The sequence below is a fragment of the Micromonospora sp. MW-13 genome (genome assembly GCF_003434305.1).
Lineage (GTDB): Bacteria > Actinomycetota > Actinomycetes > Mycobacteriales > Micromonosporaceae > Micromonospora.
The window spans coordinates 37558-58724 of sequence record NZ_QKKX01000074.1 but is presented as its reverse complement, the minus strand read 5'-3'; the positions used below and the strand labels follow the sequence as shown (position 1 = coordinate 58724).

23 protein-coding genes are annotated in these 21167 nt (G+C 70.3%); 8 read left to right on the top strand and 15 right to left on the bottom strand.

From position 1 onward, the window contains the following. The gene (locus C5N14_RS27815; RefSeq protein WP_117672302.1) at window positions 1-849 is read left to right on the top strand and encodes a carbohydrate ABC transporter permease; all 849 of its coding nucleotides are present in this window, start codon (window positions 1-3) and stop codon (window positions 847-849) included. A 29-nt stretch (window positions 850-878) separates the two neighbouring features. Continuing rightward, complete coding sequence (locus C5N14_RS27810; protein WP_117672300.1) at window positions 879-2423, top strand: glucoamylase family protein; 1545 nt, start codon at window positions 879-881, stop codon at window positions 2421-2423. A 249-nt stretch (window positions 2424-2672) separates the two neighbouring features. Here the strand turns inward: C5N14_RS27810 and C5N14_RS27805 are convergent, their stop codons facing one another. After that, window positions 2673-4529, bottom strand: a complete 1857-nt coding sequence (locus tag C5N14_RS27805; protein ID WP_117672298.1) for a xylan 1,4-beta-xylosidase — start codon at window positions 4527-4529, stop codon at window positions 2673-2675. Window positions 4530-4934: 405 nt separating this feature from the next. Here C5N14_RS27805 and C5N14_RS27800 point away from each other — a divergent pair, with 405 nt between their 5' ends. Further along, entirely contained in the window at window positions 4935-5915 is a 981-nt protein-coding gene (locus tag C5N14_RS27800) for a helix-turn-helix domain-containing protein (RefSeq protein WP_117672297.1), read from the top strand. A gap of 146 nt (window positions 5916-6061) precedes the next feature. Beyond that, window positions 6062-6409, top strand: a complete 348-nt coding sequence (locus C5N14_RS27795; protein WP_128763680.1) for an SH3 domain-containing protein — start codon at window positions 6062-6064, stop codon at window positions 6407-6409. 112 nt (window positions 6410-6521) lie between these two features. On the opposite strand, the gene C5N14_RS32440 is transcribed toward C5N14_RS27795, so the two are convergent. Next, window positions 6522-6710, bottom strand: coding sequence for a hypothetical protein (locus C5N14_RS32440; protein ID WP_165878252.1), 189 nt, complete (start codon window positions 6708-6710; stop codon window positions 6522-6524). Between the two features lie 189 nt (window positions 6711-6899). Here C5N14_RS32440 and C5N14_RS27785 point away from each other — a divergent pair, with 189 nt between their 5' ends. The 4 genes from C5N14_RS27785 to hypF all read left to right on the top strand — a co-directional run bounded on the left by C5N14_RS27785 (window position 6900) and on the right by hypF (window position 10703). Then, on the top strand, window positions 6900-7502 hold the full coding sequence (locus C5N14_RS27785) for an SIS domain-containing protein (protein WP_207892895.1): 603 nt from the start codon (window positions 6900-6902) through the stop codon (window positions 7500-7502). An 83-nt stretch (window positions 7503-7585) separates the two neighbouring features. Further along, window positions 7586-7753 carry a HypC/HybG/HupF family hydrogenase formation chaperone gene (locus C5N14_RS27780; protein WP_117672293.1) on the top strand — a complete coding sequence of 56 codons (168 nt, stop codon included), beginning with the start codon at window positions 7586-7588 and terminating at the stop codon, window positions 7751-7753. Continuing rightward, on the top strand, window positions 7750-8415 hold the full coding sequence (locus C5N14_RS27775) for an SIS domain-containing protein (RefSeq protein ID WP_117672291.1): 666 nt from the start codon (window positions 7750-7752) through the stop codon (window positions 8413-8415). The genes C5N14_RS27780 and C5N14_RS27775 overlap by 4 nt, the downstream gene beginning before the upstream one ends. Before the next feature lie 8 nt (window positions 8416-8423). Next, window positions 8424-10703: a carbamoyltransferase HypF gene (hypF, locus tag C5N14_RS27770; RefSeq protein WP_207892894.1), complete on the top strand. Its 2280-nt coding sequence runs from the start codon at window positions 8424-8426 to the stop codon at window positions 10701-10703. 14 nt (window positions 10704-10717) lie between these two features. Here hypF and hypE read toward each other — a convergent pair whose 3' ends face one another. Genes hypE through C5N14_RS27710 form a run of 13 tightly spaced genes read right to left on the bottom strand, consistent with a single transcriptional unit; the run spans window position 10718 to window position 20662 of the window. Further along, window positions 10718-11869, bottom strand: a complete 1152-nt coding sequence (hypE, locus tag C5N14_RS27765; protein WP_117672289.1) for a hydrogenase expression/formation protein HypE — start codon at window positions 11867-11869, stop codon at window positions 10718-10720. Next, complete coding sequence (gene hypD, locus C5N14_RS27760; RefSeq protein ID WP_117672287.1) at window positions 11866-12993, bottom strand: hydrogenase formation protein HypD; 1128 nt, start codon at window positions 12991-12993, stop codon at window positions 11866-11868. Before hypD ends, hypE begins: the two co-directional genes overlap by 4 nt. A gap of 10 nt (window positions 12994-13003) precedes the next feature. Beyond that, window positions 13004-13276 (bottom strand): HypC/HybG/HupF family hydrogenase formation chaperone, encoded by a 273-nt coding sequence (locus C5N14_RS27755; protein ID WP_117672285.1) that lies wholly within the window; start codon window positions 13274-13276, stop codon window positions 13004-13006. Between the two features lie 21 nt (window positions 13277-13297). After that, entirely contained in the window at window positions 13298-13399 is a 102-nt protein-coding gene (locus C5N14_RS34320; RefSeq protein WP_371685919.1) for a hypothetical protein, read from the bottom strand. A 22-nt stretch (window positions 13400-13421) separates the two neighbouring features. Beyond that, window positions 13422-13625 (bottom strand): hypothetical protein, encoded by a 204-nt coding sequence (locus C5N14_RS27750; protein ID WP_117672283.1) that lies wholly within the window; start codon window positions 13623-13625, stop codon window positions 13422-13424. A 14-nt stretch (window positions 13626-13639) separates the two neighbouring features. Then, the gene (locus C5N14_RS27745) at window positions 13640-14254 is read right to left on the bottom strand and encodes a DUF5947 family protein (RefSeq protein WP_117672281.1); all 615 of its coding nucleotides are present in this window, start codon (window positions 14252-14254) and stop codon (window positions 13640-13642) included. Further along, window positions 14251-14859 carry a NifU family protein gene (locus C5N14_RS27740; RefSeq protein ID WP_117672278.1) on the bottom strand — a complete coding sequence of 203 codons (609 nt, stop codon included), beginning with the start codon at window positions 14857-14859 and terminating at the stop codon, window positions 14251-14253. The genes C5N14_RS27745 and C5N14_RS27740 overlap by 4 nt, the downstream gene beginning before the upstream one ends. After that, the gene (locus C5N14_RS27735) at window positions 14852-16651 is read right to left on the bottom strand and encodes a nickel-dependent hydrogenase large subunit (protein WP_117672276.1); all 1800 of its coding nucleotides are present in this window, start codon (window positions 16649-16651) and stop codon (window positions 14852-14854) included. Before C5N14_RS27735 ends, C5N14_RS27740 begins: the two co-directional genes overlap by 8 nt. Continuing rightward, window positions 16648-17772 carry a hydrogenase expression protein HypE gene (locus tag C5N14_RS27730; RefSeq protein ID WP_117672274.1) on the bottom strand — a complete coding sequence of 375 codons (1125 nt, stop codon included), beginning with the start codon at window positions 17770-17772 and terminating at the stop codon, window positions 16648-16650. Before C5N14_RS27730 ends, C5N14_RS27735 begins: the two co-directional genes overlap by 4 nt. After that, window positions 17769-18311 (bottom strand): hemerythrin domain-containing protein, encoded by a 543-nt coding sequence (locus C5N14_RS27725; RefSeq protein WP_117672272.1) that lies wholly within the window; start codon window positions 18309-18311, stop codon window positions 17769-17771. Before C5N14_RS27725 ends, C5N14_RS27730 begins: the two co-directional genes overlap by 4 nt. Continuing rightward, entirely contained in the window at window positions 18311-18667 is a 357-nt protein-coding gene (locus C5N14_RS27720) for a hydrogenase maturation nickel metallochaperone HypA (protein WP_165878251.1), read from the bottom strand. The genes C5N14_RS27725 and C5N14_RS27720 overlap by 1 nt, the downstream gene beginning before the upstream one ends. Beyond that, the gene (locus tag C5N14_RS27715; protein ID WP_117672270.1) at window positions 18660-19244 is read right to left on the bottom strand and encodes a hydrogenase maturation protease; all 585 of its coding nucleotides are present in this window, start codon (window positions 19242-19244) and stop codon (window positions 18660-18662) included. The genes C5N14_RS27720 and C5N14_RS27715 overlap by 8 nt, the downstream gene beginning before the upstream one ends. Further along, the gene (locus C5N14_RS27710) at window positions 19241-20662 is read right to left on the bottom strand and encodes a hypothetical protein (RefSeq protein WP_207892893.1); all 1422 of its coding nucleotides are present in this window, start codon (window positions 20660-20662) and stop codon (window positions 19241-19243) included. The genes C5N14_RS27715 and C5N14_RS27710 overlap by 4 nt, the downstream gene beginning before the upstream one ends. Window positions 20663-21167: the final 505 nt, after the last annotated feature.

Below are 21167 nucleotides of genomic sequence, written 5' to 3'. Positions count from 1 at the left end.
ATGGTCGCAAAGGACGCCGCCTTGCGTACCCGTGACCGGGTCGCCAAGACCGTGCTCTACGTCGTCCTGGCCCTCGGGCTGCTTGCCGTGGCCGGACCGTTCGTCTGGATGGCGCTCTCGTCGGCCAAGCCCGAACGGGAGATCCGCCAGGTACCGCCGACCTGGTGGCCCGAGACCTTCACGCTCGACAACTTCCGCGAGCTGTTCTCCCGGCTGGACTTCCCGCTCTACTTCTTCAACTCGGCGCTGGTCGCGACCCTGGTCACGGCCGGTAACCTGCTGTTCTGCTCGCTCGTCGGGTACGCGCTGGCAAAGCTGCGGTACCCCGGCAGGCGAGTGCTCTTCCTGGCCGTGCTCGGCATGCTCATGGTGCCCGGCATGGTGACCTTCGTCCCGCAGTTCGTGCTGGTCAGCAACATGGGCCTGACCAACACGTACACCGGCCTGATCCTGCCGTTCCTCGTCGGACCGTTCGGCGTGTTCCTCATGCGGCAGTTTCTCCTGTCGATCCCCGACGACCTCATCGAGGCGGCCCGGGTCGACGGCGCCGGCGAGTTCCGGATCTTCTGGCGGGTGGTGCTTCCGCTGTGCCGGCCGGCACTGGCCACCCTCGGGATCCTCACGTTCCTCGGTTCCTGGAACAACTTCCTGTGGCCCCTCGTGGTCGCCACCACGGAGGACAAGTACACGTTGCCGGTCGCCCTCGCGCTCTACAGCGTCGGCCAGAACCGCATCAACTACGGTCTGCTGCTCTCTGGAGCGGTCGTCGTCGTGCTTCCGGTGCTCATCGTGTTCCTGCTCCTCCAGCGGCATTTCCTGCGCGGCATCGCGACCACCGGAATCAAATAGTCCATCCCCGGAACGAGACAAGGAGACCCATGCGACGCCTTTTCGCACCGCTCCTCGCGCTGGCGCTCGTGCTGGCAGGCGGCTCCCCCGCCGTCGCGGCACCCGACGAGCGCGGCGCCGACCGGGCCCTGCTCGGCTATGCCAAGGACACGTGGCGGTCGATGGCCGCCATGACCGACCCCGGCACCGGCCTGGTCGCCGACAACATCACCGGTGACCTGGCCGCCGGCGGCCGCGCCACCTACACGTCCCCCACCAACATCGGCGGCTACATGTGGTCCGCGGTGGTCGCCCGCGAGCTCGGCATCATCTCCAGGGCGGAAGGCCGCGACCGGATCGCCAAGACTCTCGACACGCTCGCCCGGCTCAGGCACCACACCGCGTCGGGCATGTATTACAACTGGTACGACCCGCGGGACGGCTCGGTCGTCACGGTCTGGCCCGACAACGGCAGCACCGTCTACCCGTTCCTGTCCAGCGTGGACAACGGCTGGCTCGCGGCCGCGCTCAACGTGGTCAAGGGCGCCGTGCCGGAGCTGCGCGGCAAGGCCGACGCGATCCTGCGGAAGATGAACTTCGGCTTCTACTACAACCCGGCGGCGGCGACCCCGTCCGGGGCCAGCGGCCTGATCGCCGGCGGCTTCTGGGACGCGCCGCCCCCGGGATGCTCGCGGCAGCGCGACGGCGTCTGGTTCACCTGCAACCACTACGACATCACCGTCACCGAACCGCGCATCGCGACGTACCTCGGCATCGCGATGGGCCAGATCCCGCCAAAGGCCTACTACAACACGATGCGCACCCTGCCGGCCACCTGCGACTGGAGCTGGCACGAGATGCAGCCGGTCGGCTTCGACACCACCTACGAGGGCGTTCCGGTGTACGAGGGCGCGTACCAGTACCGCGGCATCCAGTTCGTACCTAGCTGGGGCGGCGACATGTTCGAGGCGCTGATGCCCGACCTGTTCGTGCCCGAAGCAAGGTGGGCACCCAACAGTTGGGGCCGCAACCACCCCGCGACGGTCGCCGGCCAGATCGAGCACGGGATGAATGACGCCCGGTACGGTTACTGGGGCTTCTCCCCGGCCAGCGACCCGGCCGGCGGTTACATGGCCTGGGGTGTCGACGCGATGGGCATGGACACCGACGGCTACCCGTCCGACATGGAGCGCTCGAAGTACGACGCCGGGTTCGGCGACTGCCGCCCGGCCGGCCCGGACCCCGACTACGGCGACGGCGTGGTGACCCCGCACGCGGCGTTCCTCGCGCTCCCGTACGCCAAGGGAGCGGTGGTCGACAACCTCTCCCGGCTCAAGGCCAACTTCGACTCGTACGGCCCCGGCGGCTTCTACGACGCGATTGCGGTCGGCAGCGGCACCGTGGCCAAGCGGTACCTCTCGCTCGACCAGGCCATGATCATGGGGGCGCTCGGCAACGAGCTCGCCAACGACCTCGTCCGCCACGCGTTCGTCTCGCCGCAGTTCGAACGCCGGATCCGCCCACTGATCGCCCAGGAGACGTTCAACGTTCCGGCCAACCAGGACCTTCCGCAGCTGCGCGGGGCCGGTTCATGACGGCGAGTGGCATCGTGACGCAGGTGTAGGCACCTGTTCGAGCCGTGGACCGGGCCATGGGGCGTGCGTCGTTCGGTTAGGCAAAGGCCCTGGTCACGTTCGATCCGGGAAGTAGGCCCTCAGCCACCGGCTGGGGCCTACTTCCGGAAGTACGGTCTGCGAGGAACTGCACGAGCCTGCCCGGCCAACCCGTCGACGGCCGGCTCATCGACGGCGACGCCGCCAAGGCCCTGCTGCCCGGGCCCGCCCTCAGGCCCCGGAGACCTCGACCAGCACCGCCCCGGGTTGCGGCAGGGTCAGCTCGATCACCGCGGCCCCGTCCTCGACGTCCGGCTGCACCTTCTGCGCCGTGAGCTGGTCAGCGGCGCGCAGGGCCGCCCACTGCTCGTCGGTCGGCCAGTCGGCGACGCCCAGCCGGTCGGCGAGGGTGGTGATGTCGCCGTGCTCCCGGTCCAGCCGGGTGACGAGCGCCGGCCGCCCGGCGGCATGGTCGATGACCAGCCGGATCCGCCGGGCCAGCGCCGGATCCCCGTCCCGCTTGCTTTGGTCGAGGGTGGACACCCAGAGCAGCACGGCGAGGCTCCCGTCCGCGCGCCGGCTGGCCCAGGTCTGTACCAGGCCGTCGGCGCCGTCGCCGGTGGCCCGTACCGGCAGTTCGGTCTCGCCGAGCTGGGCGAGCATGCGCAGCGCGTGGTACCGCGGCTTGGCGATGCCGCCGACGGTGAGCAGCCCGAACCCGCCGTGCAGCAGCCTCGGCGGCCGGCCGAGTTCCTCGAAGTGGTCGCTGGCCACCCAGTAGGACAGCGCGTCGACCCTGCCGGCGGCCGACCGCATGCCGGTGAGCAGGAAGGTGCCGGCCGAGGTGCCGTCGTTGACCGGGTGGAAGTGGGTGGGGGTGACGCCCCACTCGGTCCACAGGATCCGCGCGTCCGGGAAGCCGAGCCGGGCCAGCGTGTGCCGCAGGTCCAGTGGCGGGCTGCCGTATGTGTGGGTGGAGACGAAGTCGACCGGCGCCCCGGATCGGGCGGCGTGCTCCAGCAGCGCATCCACCCAGCCGGCGGCCGCCGAGGACGGGCCGCCGACCGGGATGCGCGGGTCGACGTCTTTGACGGCGCGGGCGGTCACGTCGTACAGCCGCATCCACTCCTCCCGGCTGCCGGACCAGAAAACCTCCAGGTTGGCCTCGTTCCACACCTCGAAGTCCCAACCGAGCACCTGCTCGCCGTACCGTTCCAGCAGGTGGGCCACCAGCGCCCGAACCAGCCCGGACCACCGGTCCCAGTCGCGCGGCGGAGAGATGATGCCGCGGTAGGCGAAGACGGTGCGGTCCGGGTCGCTGGCCAGGTCGCGGGGCATGAACCCGATCTCCACCACCGGCGTCATCCCGATGCCCAGGAGCAGGTCGTAGACCTGGTCCACCCGGCTGAAGTCGTACACCGGCTCGCCGTCGACCTCGCGGTAGACGCCGAGGTCGTCGTGCAGGATCGAGTGCGCCCGTACGGTGGTCACGCCGATCTCGTCGCGTACCCGGCGGAGGGCGGCCAGCAGTTCGGTGCCGATCTCCCGGCCGCCGGAGCGGTCCCGGCAGAGCAGTTGGGACAGCCGCTCGCTGCCGATCATCGGCTGCCAGGGCCGGTGCAAGGTGGCGCCTGCGGCGTCCGAGTCGAGGTGCAGCGTGACGGTGGGCGGGTCGCCGCCGGCCGGCAGGGCGGCCGCCGGGACCGGGTCGCTCAGCGCGCCGATCACGGTCACCTCGGGTACGGCGGCCACGGCGTACGCGTACCGTTCGCCCGGGGTGCCGGTGGTGTCGACGTACCAGGTGTCGGGAACGGAGAGCACGTCTCCGCCGAGGTGGTCCACCGGGGTGAACGGCCCGGACACCCGGTCGTCGTCGTCCAGCGTTGCGCGATGCACCAGGTAGCCGACCGCGCCGTCGACGGGCTGCCAGGAGAGGCGGACGTGTCCGTGGCCGGGGGTGGCGGTCAGCCCGGCCGGCGGTGGCAGGTCGGGTAGCGCGGCCGTGCCGCCTTCGTCGCTGCGACGGGCGATGCGGGCTTCCCAATCGGTCCGGGCGTCGGACGACTCGGGTCGGCTGGCGTTCGTCACCGGGTACCTCCTGGCGGTCGTGGTTGATCCGGTTCGAGGACTGTAACCGGTTACCGTCGGACGTGCGATCCGGTTCCCTCCGGCGCGCAACTCGTGCTACCCGCCCCGGCAGGGCGTCTATTGCCGGAAAGTCGCTGTTCAGCGGTCCCTCGATGCCAGGAAGGTGAATCCGGGTCGTGACCGTCGGACGGCAGCGGTGTTATGCCGGCCATGGGTGATCGAAAGCCGTACCCCAGCGATGTCACCGACGAGCAGTGGCGCTGATCAGACCGCGCGGTATACGTGAGGTCCCCTGGGCGGTTGCCCGCCGGTCCGCCAGCAGAATGGGGCTTCGGCGCCTTCGACGTGGCCGTTGGACGGGCTTAATTGGATGGGCTCGCCCGTGTTGGTCACTATGGTTGGTCGATGGACGTTGTCAGCACTGCCGACGTCTCGCCGGGCGACCGGTTCGCCTTCTGGCGCGAGGTCAGCGCGAAGCTCTGGGTACCGTACGACCTGGCCCGGGAACGGCAGGCGGAAACCGGATTCGAGGCGCGGGTCGGCATCAGCGAGTTCGGCCCGGTGCAGGCGACCCTGATGACGACGATGGCGCACTCGGTGCGCCGCACGCCCCGGCTGATCCGGCAGGCCGACCCGGAAGTGTTCAAAGTGAGCTGCATGGTCAGTGGCAGCGGCACGCTGACGCAGGACGGCAGACGCGCGGAGTTCGGCACCGGGGATCTCGTGCTCTACGACACCTCGCGTCCGTACGTGGCCGAACTCCGGCCGGACGATTCGACGAGCCGGATGCTGCTCCTGCGTTTCCCACGGGCTCTGCTGCCGTTTCCTCCCCAGGAACTGCGTGAACTGAGCGCCGTCCGCATTCCCGGCGCCCGCGGCGTCGGCGCGTTGTCGTCGCGCTTCCTGCTGCAACTCGCCGACCAGATGGACGAACTGACCCCGGCCGAGACCGCGCGTCTGGCCACCCTGACGCTCGACGTGCTGATCACGGCGTTGGCCGACGCACTGGACATCCAGAAGGTCGTCCCCGCGGACACGCGCCAGCGGGCGCTGACCGCCCGCATCCACGCCTTCATCCGCGACCATCTCGGTAATCCGGACCTGACCCCGAACGTGATCGCGGCAGCGCACCACATCTCCGTGCGCTACCTCCACAAGCTGTTCCAGCAGGAGGAGCACACGGTCGCCGGCTGGATCCGCGTACAGCGCCTCGAGCGGTGCCGCCGCGACCTCGCCGAACCCCGGCTCGCCGGCCGTACGATCAACGCGATCGCCGCCCGGTGGGGATTCACCAGCGCCGCGCATTTCAGCCAGGCGTTCCGCGCCCGTTACGGCCAATCGCCCACCGAGTTTCGCCAGCAGCTCCCGACCGTGCACGGAGACTAAACACCTGTGCACCCAGTCACAACGACAGATGTGGATGCGGCGGGCAGTCTCGTCTCAGGAGGTCGGCTTATCCGAGGCGACAGCACTGAGAAGGAAATCATGCGCTCGTGGGCAGAAGTTCCGTCACATCGTCAAGCGAGGTCCGCATGAGACTCGCACGAATTTCGATCGCCGCCGTAATGTTGGGCAGCGCCGCCGTGCTGGCGGTCGCCGCTCCGGCCCAAGCGTCCTGCCCGCAGGGGATCGCCAGCTTCGAGCCACAGGTCAACGGCACGTTCGCCGGGACCGGCATCAACATCCGCACCGGGCCCGGCTCCGACTGCACCTCACGCGGCCAGGGCCAGCCCGGTCAGACCGCGACGTTCCGCTGCTGGACGACCGGGCACGACGGCGCCCGCTGGACCTACCTGCACAACCGCGCGACCGGCGTGTCGGGCTGGTCCCGAAGCGACCTGCTCTCCGGCGGAGGCGCTACGGCCTCGTGCGGCATCTGAGCCGCAGCCGCACACCAGCATCAGATCCAAGGCCGTCCAAGACTCGGCGCATCCCGCCCGCGACCGCTTCCCGGCCGCTGAAACCTGCTAGCCAAGATCGCCGGAAACACCGTTAGCGAGACAGCACCGTCCGGCTCAGATCCCCCCAATCCGCCAATCGACACCTTTGGGAGGTAAAGGCATGTTTTGCTTCAGGGGAGCAGTGCGTTCCGCCGAGGAAGGGGGCTGACATGCCGGACGCGAGCTGCGCGGCCTGCTGCATCCGTTTCTCCTGCTCCTGATCTTCGAGCTGCCCGGTCACGACTACGACCTGATCGAGCGCCTCAAGGCGATGGCGCGTCGCTCGCCTGGCCGCAACTCGATCAGGTCATCAGTGCCTGCCTGCAGCGCTCGGCGGACGCCTTCACGGGACCGCGAGGGCGCGCCTCATCCGTATGCCGCTTCCCGACGCTGAACGGATAACCAATTGCAGAACCAATCGCATTCGCCCGTGTTTCCGGCCGTCCAGCGGGCGTTCGCCCGTCGGGTGGCGCCGGGGGAGGCCCTCGCCGGCGACGCCGTGCGGATCGCGCAGGCCTGCTACGAGATGGCTCTACGCTTCCATCGCGGCGGAAAGCTGATCGTTTTCGGCAACGGAGGGCCGGCAACCGATGCCCAGCACGTCGTGGTGGAGTTCGTCCACCCGGTCATCGTGGGAAAGCGGGCGCTGCCCGCGATCTCGCTGACGAACGACGCCGCGACCCTCACCGGGATCTCCCGGACGGCGGGCTTCGACGAGGTGTTCGCCGCTCAGCTGCGCCTGCTCGCCGCCCCGGAGGACATCGCGCTCGGACTGTCCGTCGACGGCCGGTGCGCCAACGTCCGCCGCGGCCTCGTGGCGGCCCGCGACCTCGGTCTCCTCACCGTCGGGCTCCTCGGCGGGGATGGCGGTGACATCGCCCGGGATGCGATCGCCGACCATGCCGTCGTCGCCCGCTCCGACGACCCGTGCATCGTCAAGGAGGTGCACGTGACGATCTATCACATCCTGTGGGAGCTGGTGCATGTGTTCTTCGAACAGCCCGGACTGCTGGAGCCGGCGGTGGTCCGGTGAATCCGAGACCCGTTACGCCCGGTCAGCAGGCAGCCCGGACCGGGCCCGACTGCCACGACGGGGTCTGCATCACGTGCTCGGACATGGCGGTCGCCGTCCGGGTACGCGAACTGACGACCGACGGGCTGGCCGTGGTCGACACGGACGCCGGACCGGAGAAGGTCAGCGTGGCTCTCGTCGAGGCGGGACCGGGCGACGTCGTGCTGGTGCACGCCAAAGAGGCCATCGCTGTCGTGGAGCAGAACTCGTGAGCGCCCGGGTCGAGGGCGCGATCGGAGCCCTCTACCCGTTCCTCGACGCCCGGCCGACCGACGTGGACGCGGTGCTCGCCGCGGTGGCGAGGTCCACCGCGGAGAAGGCGGCGGAGATCGTCGCCCTCCGCGAATCCCTGGTCGCCGAGCACGGGCAGCGTTTGCTCGACTGCGCCCGCCGGTGCGCCGAAGCGTTCCGCGCCGGCGGCACGCTGTTCTCGTTCGGCAACGGCGGCAGCAGTACGGACGCCCAGGACGTCACGCAGCTGTTCCTGAACCCGCCGAAGGCCGCCCGCCCGCTGCCGGCCATCTCGCTGACCCACGACGTCGCCCTGATCACGGCGCTCTCCAACGACGTGGGGTTCGAGGTGGTCTTCGCCCGACAGTTGGCGGCGTTCGGCCGGGCCGGGGACATCGCGGTGGGGCTGTCCACGAGCGGCGGTTCGAACAACGTCCTGCGGGCGTTCGAGGAGGCGGCCCGGCGGGGCATGGTCACGGTCGGGATCGCCGGATACGACGGCGGCCGGATGGCGGAGTCCGAGGCCGTCGACCACCTGTTCGTGGTGCCGTCGGCATCGGTGCACCGGGTCCAGGAGGCGCAGACGACGGTCTACCACGTGCTCTGGGAACTCACCCAGCAGGCGCTGGCCGACGAACGCTGACGGCTGCCGTGGATCTCGCCAGCGTGCACCGGGTGCACGTCCGCGTCGAGGGCATCGTGCAGGGGGTCGGCTTCCGGCCGTTCGTGTACGCGCTGGCCACCGAGTACGACCTGGCCGGGTTCGTCGGCAACGACACCGCCGGGGTCTTCGTCGAGGCCGAAGGGGACGCGGACCGGCTGGCCGCCTTCGTGGCCGACCTCAGCCGGCGGGCACCGACCCTGGCCCAGGTCGAGCGGCTCACCACCGAGGCGGTCCCGCCGACCGGCCGACCCGGCTTCGTCATCGTCACCAGCGTCACCGGTGCCGGCCGGGAGGCGTTGATCTCCCCGGACACCGCCACCTGCGCGGACTGCCTCGCGGAGATGTCCGCCCCGACGGACCGGCGCCACGGCTACCCGTTCACGAACTGCACCAACTGCGGCCCGCGGTTCACCATCGTCGAGGACGTGCCGTACGACCGCCGCACCACCACGATGGCCGAGTTCCCGCTCTGCTCCGACTGCGCCGCCGAGTACGCCGATCCCGGCGACCGCCGGTTCCACGCCGAGCCGGTGTGCTGCCCGGCGTGCGGTCCCGGCCTCCGGCTCGTCGACGCCGCCGGCGACCCGCTGTCCGGCGATCCCCTGGACACCGCCGTACGGTGGCTGCGGGACGGCCTGATCGTCGCGGTCAAGGGTCTCGGCGGCTACCACCTGGCCACCCGGGCCGACCACGACCGGACCGTCTCGACGCTGCGTGCCCGCAAGCATCGCGAGGAGAAGCCGTTCGCTCTGATGGCGGCCGACCTGCAGGCGGCGCGCACCCTGGTCGACGTGGCGCCGGCGGCCGAGCCGGTGCTCACCGGCGTCCGCCGTCCCGTGGTGCTGTTGCCCCGGCGCGCTGACGCCCCGGTCGCCGCGTCGGTGGCCCCGGGAAACCGCGAGCTGGGCGTGATGCTGCCGTACACCCCGCTGCACCATCTGCTGCTCGCCCGGCTCGGCATGCCGATCGTGCTGACCAGCGGCAACGTCTCCGACGAACCGATCGCCCACCGCGACGGCGACGCCCGTCGGCGACTGGCGCGGATCGCCGACGGGTTCCTGACGCACGACCGGCGCATCCACGTCCGGACCGATGACTCGGTGGTCCGCGTGTTCCGGGGCCGTGAACTGCCGGTACGACGCTCCCGTGGGTACGTGCCCGCGCCGCTCACCCTCCCGTGGCGGTTCGACCGCCCCGTGCTGGCCTGCGGGGCGGAGTTGAAGAACACGTTCTGCGTGGCGAAGGGCCGGCGTGCGTTCGTCTCGCACCACATCGGCGACCTGGAGAACTACGAGACCCTGCGGGCGTTCACCGACGGGATCGCGCACTTCACCCGGCTCTTCGACGTCCGGCCGGAGATCGTCGCCCACGACCTGCATCCCGAGTACCTGTCCACGAAGTACGCGCTACAGCGTGAGGACGTCGAGCTGCTCGGCGTTCAGCACCACCACGCCCACATCGCGTCCTGCCTGGCCGACAACGCCGACCCCGGACCGGTGATCGGCGTCGCCTTCGACGGTCTCGGGTACGGCCCGGACGGCACCCTCTGGGGAGGCGAGCTGCTCGCCGCGGACCTGACCGGGTTCGAGCGGGTCGGCCACCTGGGCGCGGTGCCGATGCCGGGCGGGGCCGCCGCAGTGCACGAGCCGTGGCGGATGGCGGCGGCCTACCTCGACGAGATCTACGGCGACGCCGTGCCCGACCTGCCGGTTCTGCGCCGCCACGAGCGGCACTGGCCCGCGGTGGTGGGGCTGGCGCGGACCGGGACCAACTCGCCGCGTACCTCCAGCGCGGGCCGGCTGTTCGACGCCGTCTCGGCGATCCTCGGCCTGCACGACCGCGTCACGTACGAGGGACAGGCCGCGATCGCCCTGGAGCAGCGGGCCGACCCCGACGAGCGGGGCGGCTACCGGGTCGAGGCAGCCGGTCCGGTCCCGCTCCGGGACGCCGGACGCGGGCTGGTCCGCTGTGTCGTTGACGACCTGCTCGCCAAGGTGGATCCCAGCCGGATCGCCGCGCGCTTTCACCACGGCCTGGCGGACGCCGTGGTACGGGCGGCCGGCACCGTCCGGGAGAGCACCGGCCTGGCCACGGTCGCGCTCTCCGGGGGTGTCTTCCAGAACGTGCTGCTGCTCGAACGGGTGGTGGGCGGGCTGGAGCAGGACGGCTTCCGGGTACTCGTGCACTCGCGGGTGCCGCCCAACGACGGCGGGATCTCCCTCGGCCAGGCCGTGGTGGCCGCGGCCCGGGCTGTTCCCGCCGGCTGAGGCGGGAACAGCCGTCAGCAGATGCGGGGGAGCGGGTCCCCGACCAGCATGTCGACCACCCTGGTGCCACCGAACGCCGTGTGGAGCAGCACCATCCCGGGCGGGTCGGCGGCGACGCGACCGATGACCGCCGCACCGTCACCGAGCGGGTGGCCGCGCAGCGCCGCCACCGCCGCCTCGGCCTGCGTGCCGTCCACCACGGCCACCAGGCGTCCCTCGCACGCCACGTAGAGCGGGTCGATGCCGAGCAGCTCGCACGCGCCGGTCACGGCGGGACGCACCGGTACCGAGGATTCGTCGACGACGACCGCGACCTGGGCCGCCTGCGCCACCTCGTTGAGGATGGTCGCCACGCCGCCCCGGGTGGCATCGCGCAGCAGTCGCACCCCGGGAGCCGCGTCCAGCAGGGTGTCCACCAGCCCATGCAGCGCCGCGGTGTCCGAGACGATGTCGGCGGCGATGTCGAGCTCGCCCCGGGCGAGCATGATCGTCACGCCGTGGTCGCCGATCGGCCCGGAGACGACGACCGCGTCACCGGGGCGGACGTGCGGGGCGCCCAGGCTCACCGGCCGCTCCAGCACGCCGACGCCCGCGGTGTTGATGTAGCAGCCGTCGGCCTTGCCACGTTGCACCACCTTCGTGTCGCCGGTGACCACCTGGACCCCGGCGTGCTCCGCCGCGGCGGCCATGGAGGCGGTGATCCGTCGCAGGTCGGCGACGGGGAAGCCCTCCTCCAGGATGAACCCGGCCGCCAGATACAGCGGACGGGCCCCGCTGACCGCCAGGTCGTTGACGGTGCCGTTGACGGCGAGATCGCCGATGTCCCCGCCCGGGAAGAACAGCGGCGACACCACGTACGAGTCGGTGGTGAAGGCCACCCGGCCGGCGCCCACGGAGAGCACCGCGCCGTCGTCGAGCGCCTCCAGCGCCGGGTTGCGGAACGCCTCGACGAACAGCCCTTCGATCAGGCTGTGCGTCGCCTTCCCGCCCGCGCCGTGCGCGAGCGTGATCCGGCTCTCCCTGATCCTCGGCGCGCGCCGACGGGCCCGTTCGATGCGCTGCAACACCTGCTGCTCCGGCGAGAGAATTCCCGGCGTACGCTCGGTCGTCGCTTCGGCTTCGGCCACCGCGCGCTCGGCCCATCCGGCGGTGCGTTCGGTCGTCATACCCTCGTCGCCTCCGCGAGCCGCTGCCTCGTGAAGCGGCCGAAGTTGTAGTAAGCCGCGCACGCGCCCTCCGAGGAGACCATGCACGTGCCGATGGGCGTCTCCGGTGTGCACGCGGTGCCGAACACCTTGCACTCCCAGGGCTTGAGCACCCCCTTGAGGACTTCGCCGCACTGGCAGGCCTTCGGGTCCGCCACCCGCACCCCGGGTACGTCGAAGAGCCGCTCGGCGTCGTACGCCGCGTACTCGTCCCGCATCCGCAGGGCGGAGTGTGAGATGAAGCCGAGGCCACGCCACTCGAAGTACGGTCGTAGCTGCATGACCTGGCCGATCGCCTCCAACGCCCGCAGGTTGCCGTCCCACGGCACCACCCGGGTGTACTGGTTCTCCACCTCGCAGCGCCCGTCGGCGAGCTGCTTGAGCAGCAGGTGGACCGACTGCAGCAGATCCAACGGTTCGAACCCGGCGCACACCAGCGGCTTGCCGTAGTCCCGGGCGATGAACTCGTACGGCCGGCAGCCGATGACGGTGGAGACGTGCCCCGGCCCGAGGAAGCCGTCGAGACGCAGGTCCGGTGAGTCGAGGATCGCCTTGATCGCCGGAAGGATCGTGACGTGGTTGCAGAAGACCGAGAAGTTCCTGATGCCCTCGGCGGCCGCCCGCAGCACGGTCATGGCGGTCGACGGCGAGGTGGTCTCGAACCCGATCGCCATGAAGACCACCTTGCGGTCCGGGTTGGTCCGCGCGATCTTCAGCGCGTCCAGCGGCGAGTACACCATTCGGATGTCCGCACCGGCCGCCTTGGCGTCCAGGAACGAGCCGCTCCCACCCGGGACCCGCATCATGTCGCCGAACGCGGTCATGATGACGCCCGGCTCGTTGGCGATGGCGATGGCGTCGTCCACCCGGCCCATCGGGATGACGCAGACCGGGCAGCCCGGACCGTGCACCAGCGAGACGCTCTCCGGCAGGTAGTCCTCGATTCCGTGCTTGTAGATGGTGTGCGTGTGGCCGCCGCAGACCTCCATGAACTTGTACTGCCGTCCCGGCTCGCACAACGCGGCGATCTGGGTGGCCAACGCCTGGGCCTTGTCCGCGTCGCGGTACTCGTCGACGAAACGCATGTCGTCTTCCCTAACTGATGTCGGATTCGGCGAGCGCCTGCAGCTCGTCGGTGTACGCCTGTCCGAGACCGGTCAACATGGCCAACGTGGCGGCCGCCTCGGCCTCGTCGATCTTCGACATGGCGAAGCCGACATGGACGAGCACCCAGTCGCCGATACCGATCTGGTCCGGACCGAGCAGGCCGATGTTGATCGCCCGCCGCACGCCCACGACGTCGACGATGGCCAGGTCGTCACGGCCGGCCTTGATCTCGACGATCTCGCCCGGGATCCCAAGACACATCGGCCTACTCGTCCTCTCCGGTCACATTTTCTCGATCTTGATGTAGCGTCGCAGCGCGGGAAGTTCCTTCCAGAACACCCCGGCGACGGCCACGCCGGCCAGCAGCACCAACAGCTTCCGCACAGCTCACCTCCTTCCGCCCCGGTCAGCCCGGCGGCAGGTTCGGCATGATCGGCAGGATCGGGCCGTGCTGATCGGGCCGGATGCCGGTCGAACGGTGGGCGTCCACCGTGCCGTCATCGTGATGGCCCGACTGCCTCCTCCGCCGCGAGTTGCCCTCCTCCACACCCTTGGTGTGCGCCGGGGCGTCGAGTTCGACGTCGGGATCGCCCACCCGGATCTCGCCCATACCCGCCTCCTCCATCAGTCGTCGCCTGACGGCCGACCATGTCGTCGGCCGAGATCGTCGAAGAACCGGGGAATCTCCCGCCACACCGCGCTTCCCCCCGACATGCCCGTCCAGTGCCGGCGGATGAGCGCGACGAGCCGGAAGCAGTCGTCAACCGGCACCACCCACTGTTGGCCGGCGCCGCGCAGGTTGCCCGTCCACACCAGGAACGCCTCGACCTGTGGCAGCAGCCCGGCCAGCTCAGGTGATCGCGCCTCGACGGCCTGCCAGGCACCGGCATCGATCTCCGACTCCGTGGTGCCGAGCGGGCTCGGGTAGTGCCCGAGCACGCGGCCGTCACGCTGCTTGACGAAGAACACCAGACCGACCGGCACGCCGAGTTCGTCGGCGGACAGGCCCGACAACCGTCTGCCGCGGGTGGGGACGAGCTGGTACCGGCCGCCGCCGGCCGACTCCCGTTCGAAGAGCAGAGAGCACGGCGTGCAGGCGCACATCAGCTCCCCGTCCTGGTCGTCCCACACGTGCCGGTGCTCCGGGCCGACCGGCCCGGCGCACATGCCGCAGCGCTCGACCGAGGCCGCGCGCTGCCGCGCGCGGCGGATCGCCCGCTGCAGGGCGCCCGTCGTCATGTCGTGCCACCCACCGCGAGCGACCCCGCAGCTCGCCCCTCGTTCGTCGATGGCTCATCGGTCCGGTCTGGGCGCTGCCACAAGGTGGCGACCGGGATCAGCGCCGGCGCCGGCGCCGGCGTCACCACGTCGACCCCGGACAGCTCCGGGGCGAACGTCAACACCAACTCCCGGACCTGGTCCCGCAGCGCTGCGCCGCCACCGCCGCACGAACTCGCCGACAGGCTGATCCTGGCCACCTCGTCCTGGACACCGACCAGCGCGATCTCGGCGCCCTGCGTGCGCAGCTGTGGCCGGAGGTCGTCCACCGCCCGGGCCACCCGCCGGTCGAGCGGATCCGGGTGGATGCGGTGCAACAGCAGCAGGTGCCGCAGCAGCTCGTCGTCGGTGAGGCGGTCGAGCACGCGGGGGCTGCCGGCGGCGAGGTCGATGACGCGGGCCAGCGCCTCGCCGTACACCTCGGTCAGGATCTCGACGGCGTCCAGCGCCAGCTCGGCGGTGCGGCCGGGGGTCTGCTCGAGCTGGGCGAGCACGGCGTCCAGGTGGGCCAGCCGAGGCTCGACGGCCCCGTCGTCGAGCCGCTGGACGTCCGGCTGATCAGCCATGGGAGGCGCCGAACATCGGCGAGTGGATCTTTTTGAGGGTGCGCCCGCCGCCGACGTACATGTGCACCCCGCACGGCAGGCAGGGATCGAAGCTGCGTACCGCCCGCATGATGTCCACACCCTTGAAGTTGTCCGGCCCGTTCTCCTCGAAGATGGGGGTGTTCTGGATCGCGTCCTCGTACGGACCGGGTGTGCCGTAGCTGTCGCGGGGACTGCCGTTCCACGGCGTCGGCGGGTACGGATGGTAGTTGGCGATCTTGCGGTCCCTGATCACGAGGTGATGCGACAGCGCGCCCCGGACGGCCTCGTGGAAGCCGCAGCCGATGGCGTCGTCCGGCACGTCGAACTCGGTGAAGACCCGCATGTCGCCGCCGCGCATCCGCTCCATCGCCCGCTCCAGGAAGTGCAGCGACATCGCCGCGGCGTACGCGATGAAGTAGGCCCGCGAGCGGTCCCGCTCCAGCGCGTTCGACCAGCGCGGGATCTTCCACTCCAACGTCGTCTCGGGCAGCCGCTGGCTCTTCGGCAGCGTGATCAGCACGCTGTGTCCGGTCGACTTGACGTACGGGGTGTCGACCATCTTCGCCAGCGCCGTGGTGTACAGCCGGGCGAAGCAGCCGCCGCCGGTGTCCAGCGCGAGGTGCTCTCCGCTGCTCTTGTCGAACCAGCGGGGGCTCATCACCCAGCTGTACTTGTCGCCGAAGTCGCGCTTCTGTGGATCGGGGAGGGTGGTCTGGTTCCAGGGATGGCGGATGTCGACCGGGTTGCCGAGCGGGTCGTGGCTGACGAACGGCTCCTCCTCGCCGACCCAGTCCTTGTAGTACGAGCTGCCGAGCAGGATCCGGATGCCGAGGTTGATGTCGACCAGGTCGGTGGTGAGCAGCTTGCCGTCGACGACGATGCCGGGCGTGACGTGCATCGCCCGCCCCCAGTTCGTCATGGTCTCGTACCGGTAGTCGACGACGTCCGGATTCTGGAACGCGCCCCAGCAGCCGAGCAGGACCCGGCGGCGGCCGACCTCCTCGTAGCCGGGCAGCGCCTCGTACCAGAAGTCGAAGATGTCGTCGTTGAGGGCGACGGCCTTCTTGACGAAGTCCATGATGCTGATCAACCGGCTCAGGTAGTCGGTGAACAGCGTCGGCTGGGGCATGGTGCCGACGCCACCGGGATAGACCGTCGACGGGTGGACGTGTCGGCCCTCCATCAGGCAGAACATCTCCCGGGTCGTCCGGCTGACCTTCAGCGCCTCCTTGTAGACCTCGCCCTCGAACGGGTTGTAGGCCCGCATGATGTCGGCGATCGTCCGGTAGCCGTGGATGTCCCGGCCCGGTGCGGCGGTCTTCTCGGCGCGGGCGAGCACGCTCGGGTTGGTCTGTTTGACCATCGCCTCGCAGAAGTCGACGAAGACGAGATTGTCCTGGAAGAGGGTGTGGTCGAACATGTACTCGGCGGCCTCGCCGAGATTGATGATCCACTCAGCCAGGGGTGGGGTCTTGATGCCGTACGCCATGTTCTGCGCGTAGACGGAGCAGGTCGTGTGGTTGTCGCCGCAGATGCCGCAGATCCGGCTGGTGATGAAGCCGGCGTCGCGCGGGTCCTTTCCCTTCATGAACACCGAGTAGCCGCGGAACAGCGACGACGTGGTGTGGCACTCGGCGACCACCCGGTTCGCGAAGTCGATCTTCGTGTAGACGCCGAGGTTGCCGATGATCCGGGTGATCGGATCCCACGCCATCTCCACCAGTTCGCCGGGTTTCTGGCCGGCGGCCGTCTTGGCTTCGGTCGCTGTCACGGTTGGTTCCTTTCGATTGCCGCCTGTCGCCGGGGATCTGCCGCGGCGTACGGGCGCCACCGGGGGTTGTAGCCGCTGGTGAGCTCCGGACCGTTGTGGTGCCACTTCGGTTCCCGGTTGGCGGTGACGTTGGTGATGCCGCGCAGGCGGCGGATCAGGGCGCCGTACGGCTTGATGAGCAACGTGGACAGGCTGCCGCCGGGCGGCATGTCCATGAACGGCATGAACTTGTCGGGGAATCCCGGCATGGTGCAGCCGATGCAGATGCCGCCGACGTTGGGGCAGCCACCCACGCCGCCCATCCAGCCACGTTTCGGGACGTTGCAGTTGATGACCGGCCCCCAGCAGCCGATCTTCACCTGGCACTTGGGCGAGTTGTAGTCCTTGGCGAAGTCGGCCTGCTCGTAGTAGGCGGCCCGGTCGCAGCCCTCGTGCACGGTCTTGCCGAACAGCCACTGTGGCCGCAGCATGTGGTCCAGCGGCGGGGGCGGAGCCGAGCCGGCGGCGTGGTAGAGCACCCAGGTCAGGGTCTCCATGAAGTTCTCCGGCTGGATCGGGCAGCCGGGTACGTTGACGATCGGCAAGCCACCCTGGGACCGGAAGTCCCACCCGAGATAGTCCGCCAGGCCCATGCACCCCGTCGGGTTGCCCGCCATGGCGTGGATGCCGCCGTACGTCGCGCACGTGCCGGCCGCCACGACCGCCCACGCCTTGGGCGCCAACTGGTCGATCCACCAGTTCAGGGTCAGCGGCTCGCCGGTCGTCTCGTCATTACCGAACGACGTCCAGTACCCCTCGCCGTTGATGTTCTCGTTCGGGATGGACCCCTCGATGACGAGGATGAACGGCTCGGTCATCTCCCCACGGGCCGCCCGGCGGTACGGCGCCAGGAACTCCTCGCCGCCGGCCGCCGGCGACAACACCTTGTTGTGCAGGTTGACCTTGGGCAGGCCGGGAACGAGCCCGAGAACGATGTCCTCGATCGCCGGCTGACCGGAGGCCGTCATGGACACGGAGTCTCCGTCGCAACTCATGCCCTCGGAGATCCAGAGGACGGTGACCTCGTCGAACCCGGTCTCGTGCGGGATCACCGCACCGGTGTCGCCGATGCTCTGCGTCATGTGCGTGGCCTCCCTTGCATCCGATCCCGCAGCCGGTCGTAGATGGCCGCCAGCGGCGCCACGAAGGCCAGCGGCGGGGGCTCTTCCGGTGCATGCGGGTGCGGGCGTGTCGGGGCCCGCTGCTTGCCCTGGTCGATTTCCTGGCCCAGCTCGCGGAGGGACTGCTTGTCGGCCCGGTCGCAGAGCAGCGGCATGAGTTCGTTCTCGTCGTCCCGCACGTGCCGAGCGACGGCGGACGCCAGCAGCTCCATCAGCTCGTCCTCTGCGCGATCGCCGGCCCGGCAGCGGTCGAGTTCGAGGAGCAACTCCTTGATCGGCCGGTGCCCGGCGAGATGCCGGTCGACCACCCGCGGATCGGCCAGCACCTTCGCGGCGAACGGATAGAGGAGGACCTCCTCGACCGCGGCGTGCTTCGACAGTTCGCGGACGAGGATCTCCACCACGCCCCGCCGTTGCGCGTCCGATGCCGCTGCCCGGTAGTCCCGGAACAGCTGCTCCACCACGCGGTGGTCGTGCCGCAGCAACTCGGTGGCGTCCATCAGCGCGCTCCCGACGCGACGCCGTCCAGCGTGATGGACTCCAGGACGACGTCGTCGCTGCCGGTGACCTCGACGTCGACGCCCCCGCAGCCGGGGCAGGCCACCATCGCGAGGTGGTCGTCGACCCGCGCGTTACGACCACAGTCATGACACCGCACCGTCATCGGCTCCAGCACCAGATCAAGGGCGGCGTCCGCGACCACCGTGCCCACCGCGGCCACCTGGATGCCCTGCGTAACGACATCACGGTCAACCGCGTGACCGCCGATCCGCACCCGCAGACCGGTGACCCGGCGCCCGGCGGCCCGGCGGACCACCGCCGCCACGATCGCCTCGGACAGACCTGTCTCATGCATCGGCGGTCACCCCCCTCTCGCCTGCCGTTCGCCGCGGGCTCTCCTGCCGCTTGGGTGCGGTGTGGAGCCGCGCGGATTCCTCGTGGACGATTTCGACCACCATCCGGACCGCCTGGTCGACCGCGGCGGCGAGCGGAGCCGACAACCCCATACGCTCGTCGAGGACAGCGGGTTGGCAACCCACCACGAGGATCCGGCCAACGCTGCCGCCCAGACCGCGCAGCAGGCGCAGCACCGACTCCGGATCCATGCCGTGACCGTCGGCGGCCGGCGCCTCCAGTACGTCCGCCGGCCGCAGTGCCCAGCCGGGGTCGTCGAGGTCCACCTCGAGGACGGCCAGCGTCCCAGGGGCCTCGTCCAGCGGCAACGCGTCCACCATGACAAGCACGTCGTGGTGCCCGTCCAGCAGATCGTAGGCCAGGTGCATCCCGCGTATCCCGTAATCGGACACATCCACCCCCGCGGGTAGGACGGCGTCCCGGAGGCGCTGGACGACCTCCACGCCGAAGGCGTCATCCGCGAGGAAGATGTTGCCGATGCCGGCGACGAGGATCCGACGGTTGCCGTCGCTGTTCATCGCGCCTCCACCTCGCCGGCCAGCGGCTCCACCTCTTCCGGGCGGAAGTGACGCAGGCGCCCGTACCACTGGTGCAGCTCGGCGCCCGGGTCGTCGTCCACGGTCACGGCTAGGAACCGCGACCCGTCGATGTCGAGCAGCACCTGCTCCACCCGGCCGGTACGGCCCTCCAGGAACATGTCGTGCGCGTCGGTGCCGCGCCGCCGGGGTCGTAACCGGACCCGGCTGCCCCGCGACAGCCGGGTGCCCGCGACGAGGACGGTCTCCGGGTCCGGCGCGATTTCCGCATCGGTGTCGAACCCCCGCCGGGGTCGTTCCGGCCCGGTGGCGGAATCGCCCGGCCGGTGGACGGGCTCCAAGGACCGAATCGCGCCGTGCAACCGTTCGAGTACCTCGGGCGGCATCGCGTCGACGCGGTCGAGGATCGCGGCGGCGCGGGGGTCGGTGGCCCGGGCCTCCCGTTTCTCCGCATCGGAGAGGGTGAGGGTACGAAGCGAGAGAATTTCGTCGATCTCGGTCGCGTCGTGCAGGTCACCGGGGCTTTCCGGCGCGATCCGAGGGTGGTCGTAGAGGATGATGGGCGAGGAGAGAACGACCTCAGAAGTGCCGGACGCGCCGGCGAGCACCGGGAACGTGTGCACGTTGCGGCACTCCCGCGCGGCCGGTGCCGCCCATTCGGGCGGGTCGAGCAGGGACAGGAATCGCCCCTGGCTGACGGTGGTCAGCGTGTGCGCCGCGATCAGGCAGCAGCGCAACGCCTCATCCCGAGGGCTGTCCGCCGGTGTCGTTCGGTCCGTGTTCTCGACGCGCAGCCCGAGCCGCAGCAACCGGAACGGCGCCGGGGACGGGACGGCGGAGACGGCGACCGAGGCGGACAACGGCCATCGCCGGCGTACCACCCGCCCGACCGGCTCGCCCCGCTCGTCGGCCAACAGCTCGACGTCCTCTCCGCCGGGCACGTGGACGTCGAGGCGTCGGCCACGCCGAAAGTCGCCGACCGGTGCCTCGATGTCGAACTCCCGCGGCACCGCCTCGTCGAAGCTGAGCTCCGTACGGCCACCGGCCTCGATCCGGTCGACCGGCCGGTACCCACCGTCGGTCGTGCGTAGCTCGGTCACCTTGCCTTGCAGGTGCAGGAACCGTAACCGGATCCGGACGACCGCCGTCTCCGGCGCCTCCATCAGGCATTCGGTCTGCTGCCAGGACGACTCGGCCGAGCCCGCAACGCTGCTGTCGACCAGGCCGTGGGCCTCACCCCAGGCGGGGGGCACGAGGACACCGAACTGCCAGCGGACCCGGTTCTTGGCCGAGGAACGCCGATACGGGTAGAGCAGGTAGCCCTCGTACAGGATCGCATCCGCGATCGCCTCGGCACCGTTGAACACGGCGCTCGGGCACTGGGTCTGCACGATGCTCACCTCCTTCGCCGGCACGCGACACCGGCTCCGGCACGCGGTCACTCCGGTCTAGCCAATCCCCTCGGGGAGCCGTAAGTGCGCGTTGCCGGTAGGTGACGAGGGCATTCACTGAATCGGGTGATTCGGCGCGGCGGCCTCCGCCGACGGCTGGAGCCGGGCCGGAGCACCCGGGGTGTCGAGCGCTTCGCGACGACCCCCTCGATCCCTGCCGCGGTCCAGGTGGCCAACCAGTCGGCCGCCTCATCGGCATCGGTGGTGTGCGGGCTGAGGGTGAGCTGCGGCGCCGCGCCGGCGAGGACGTCGGCGAGACGCGCCCGCCGCCGCGCCAGCGGCGCATCCATGAGCGCCCCTCCGCATCGGCCAACAGATCGAACACGACGTAGTGCGCGGGATGCTGCCGGGCCATCCGGAGCAGGCCGGTCCCTGCGGTGACCCGTCGTTGCAGCAGGGCGAAACTCGTCGGCTCGTGCTGCCACACCACCAGTTTCCCGTCCGGGACCACACC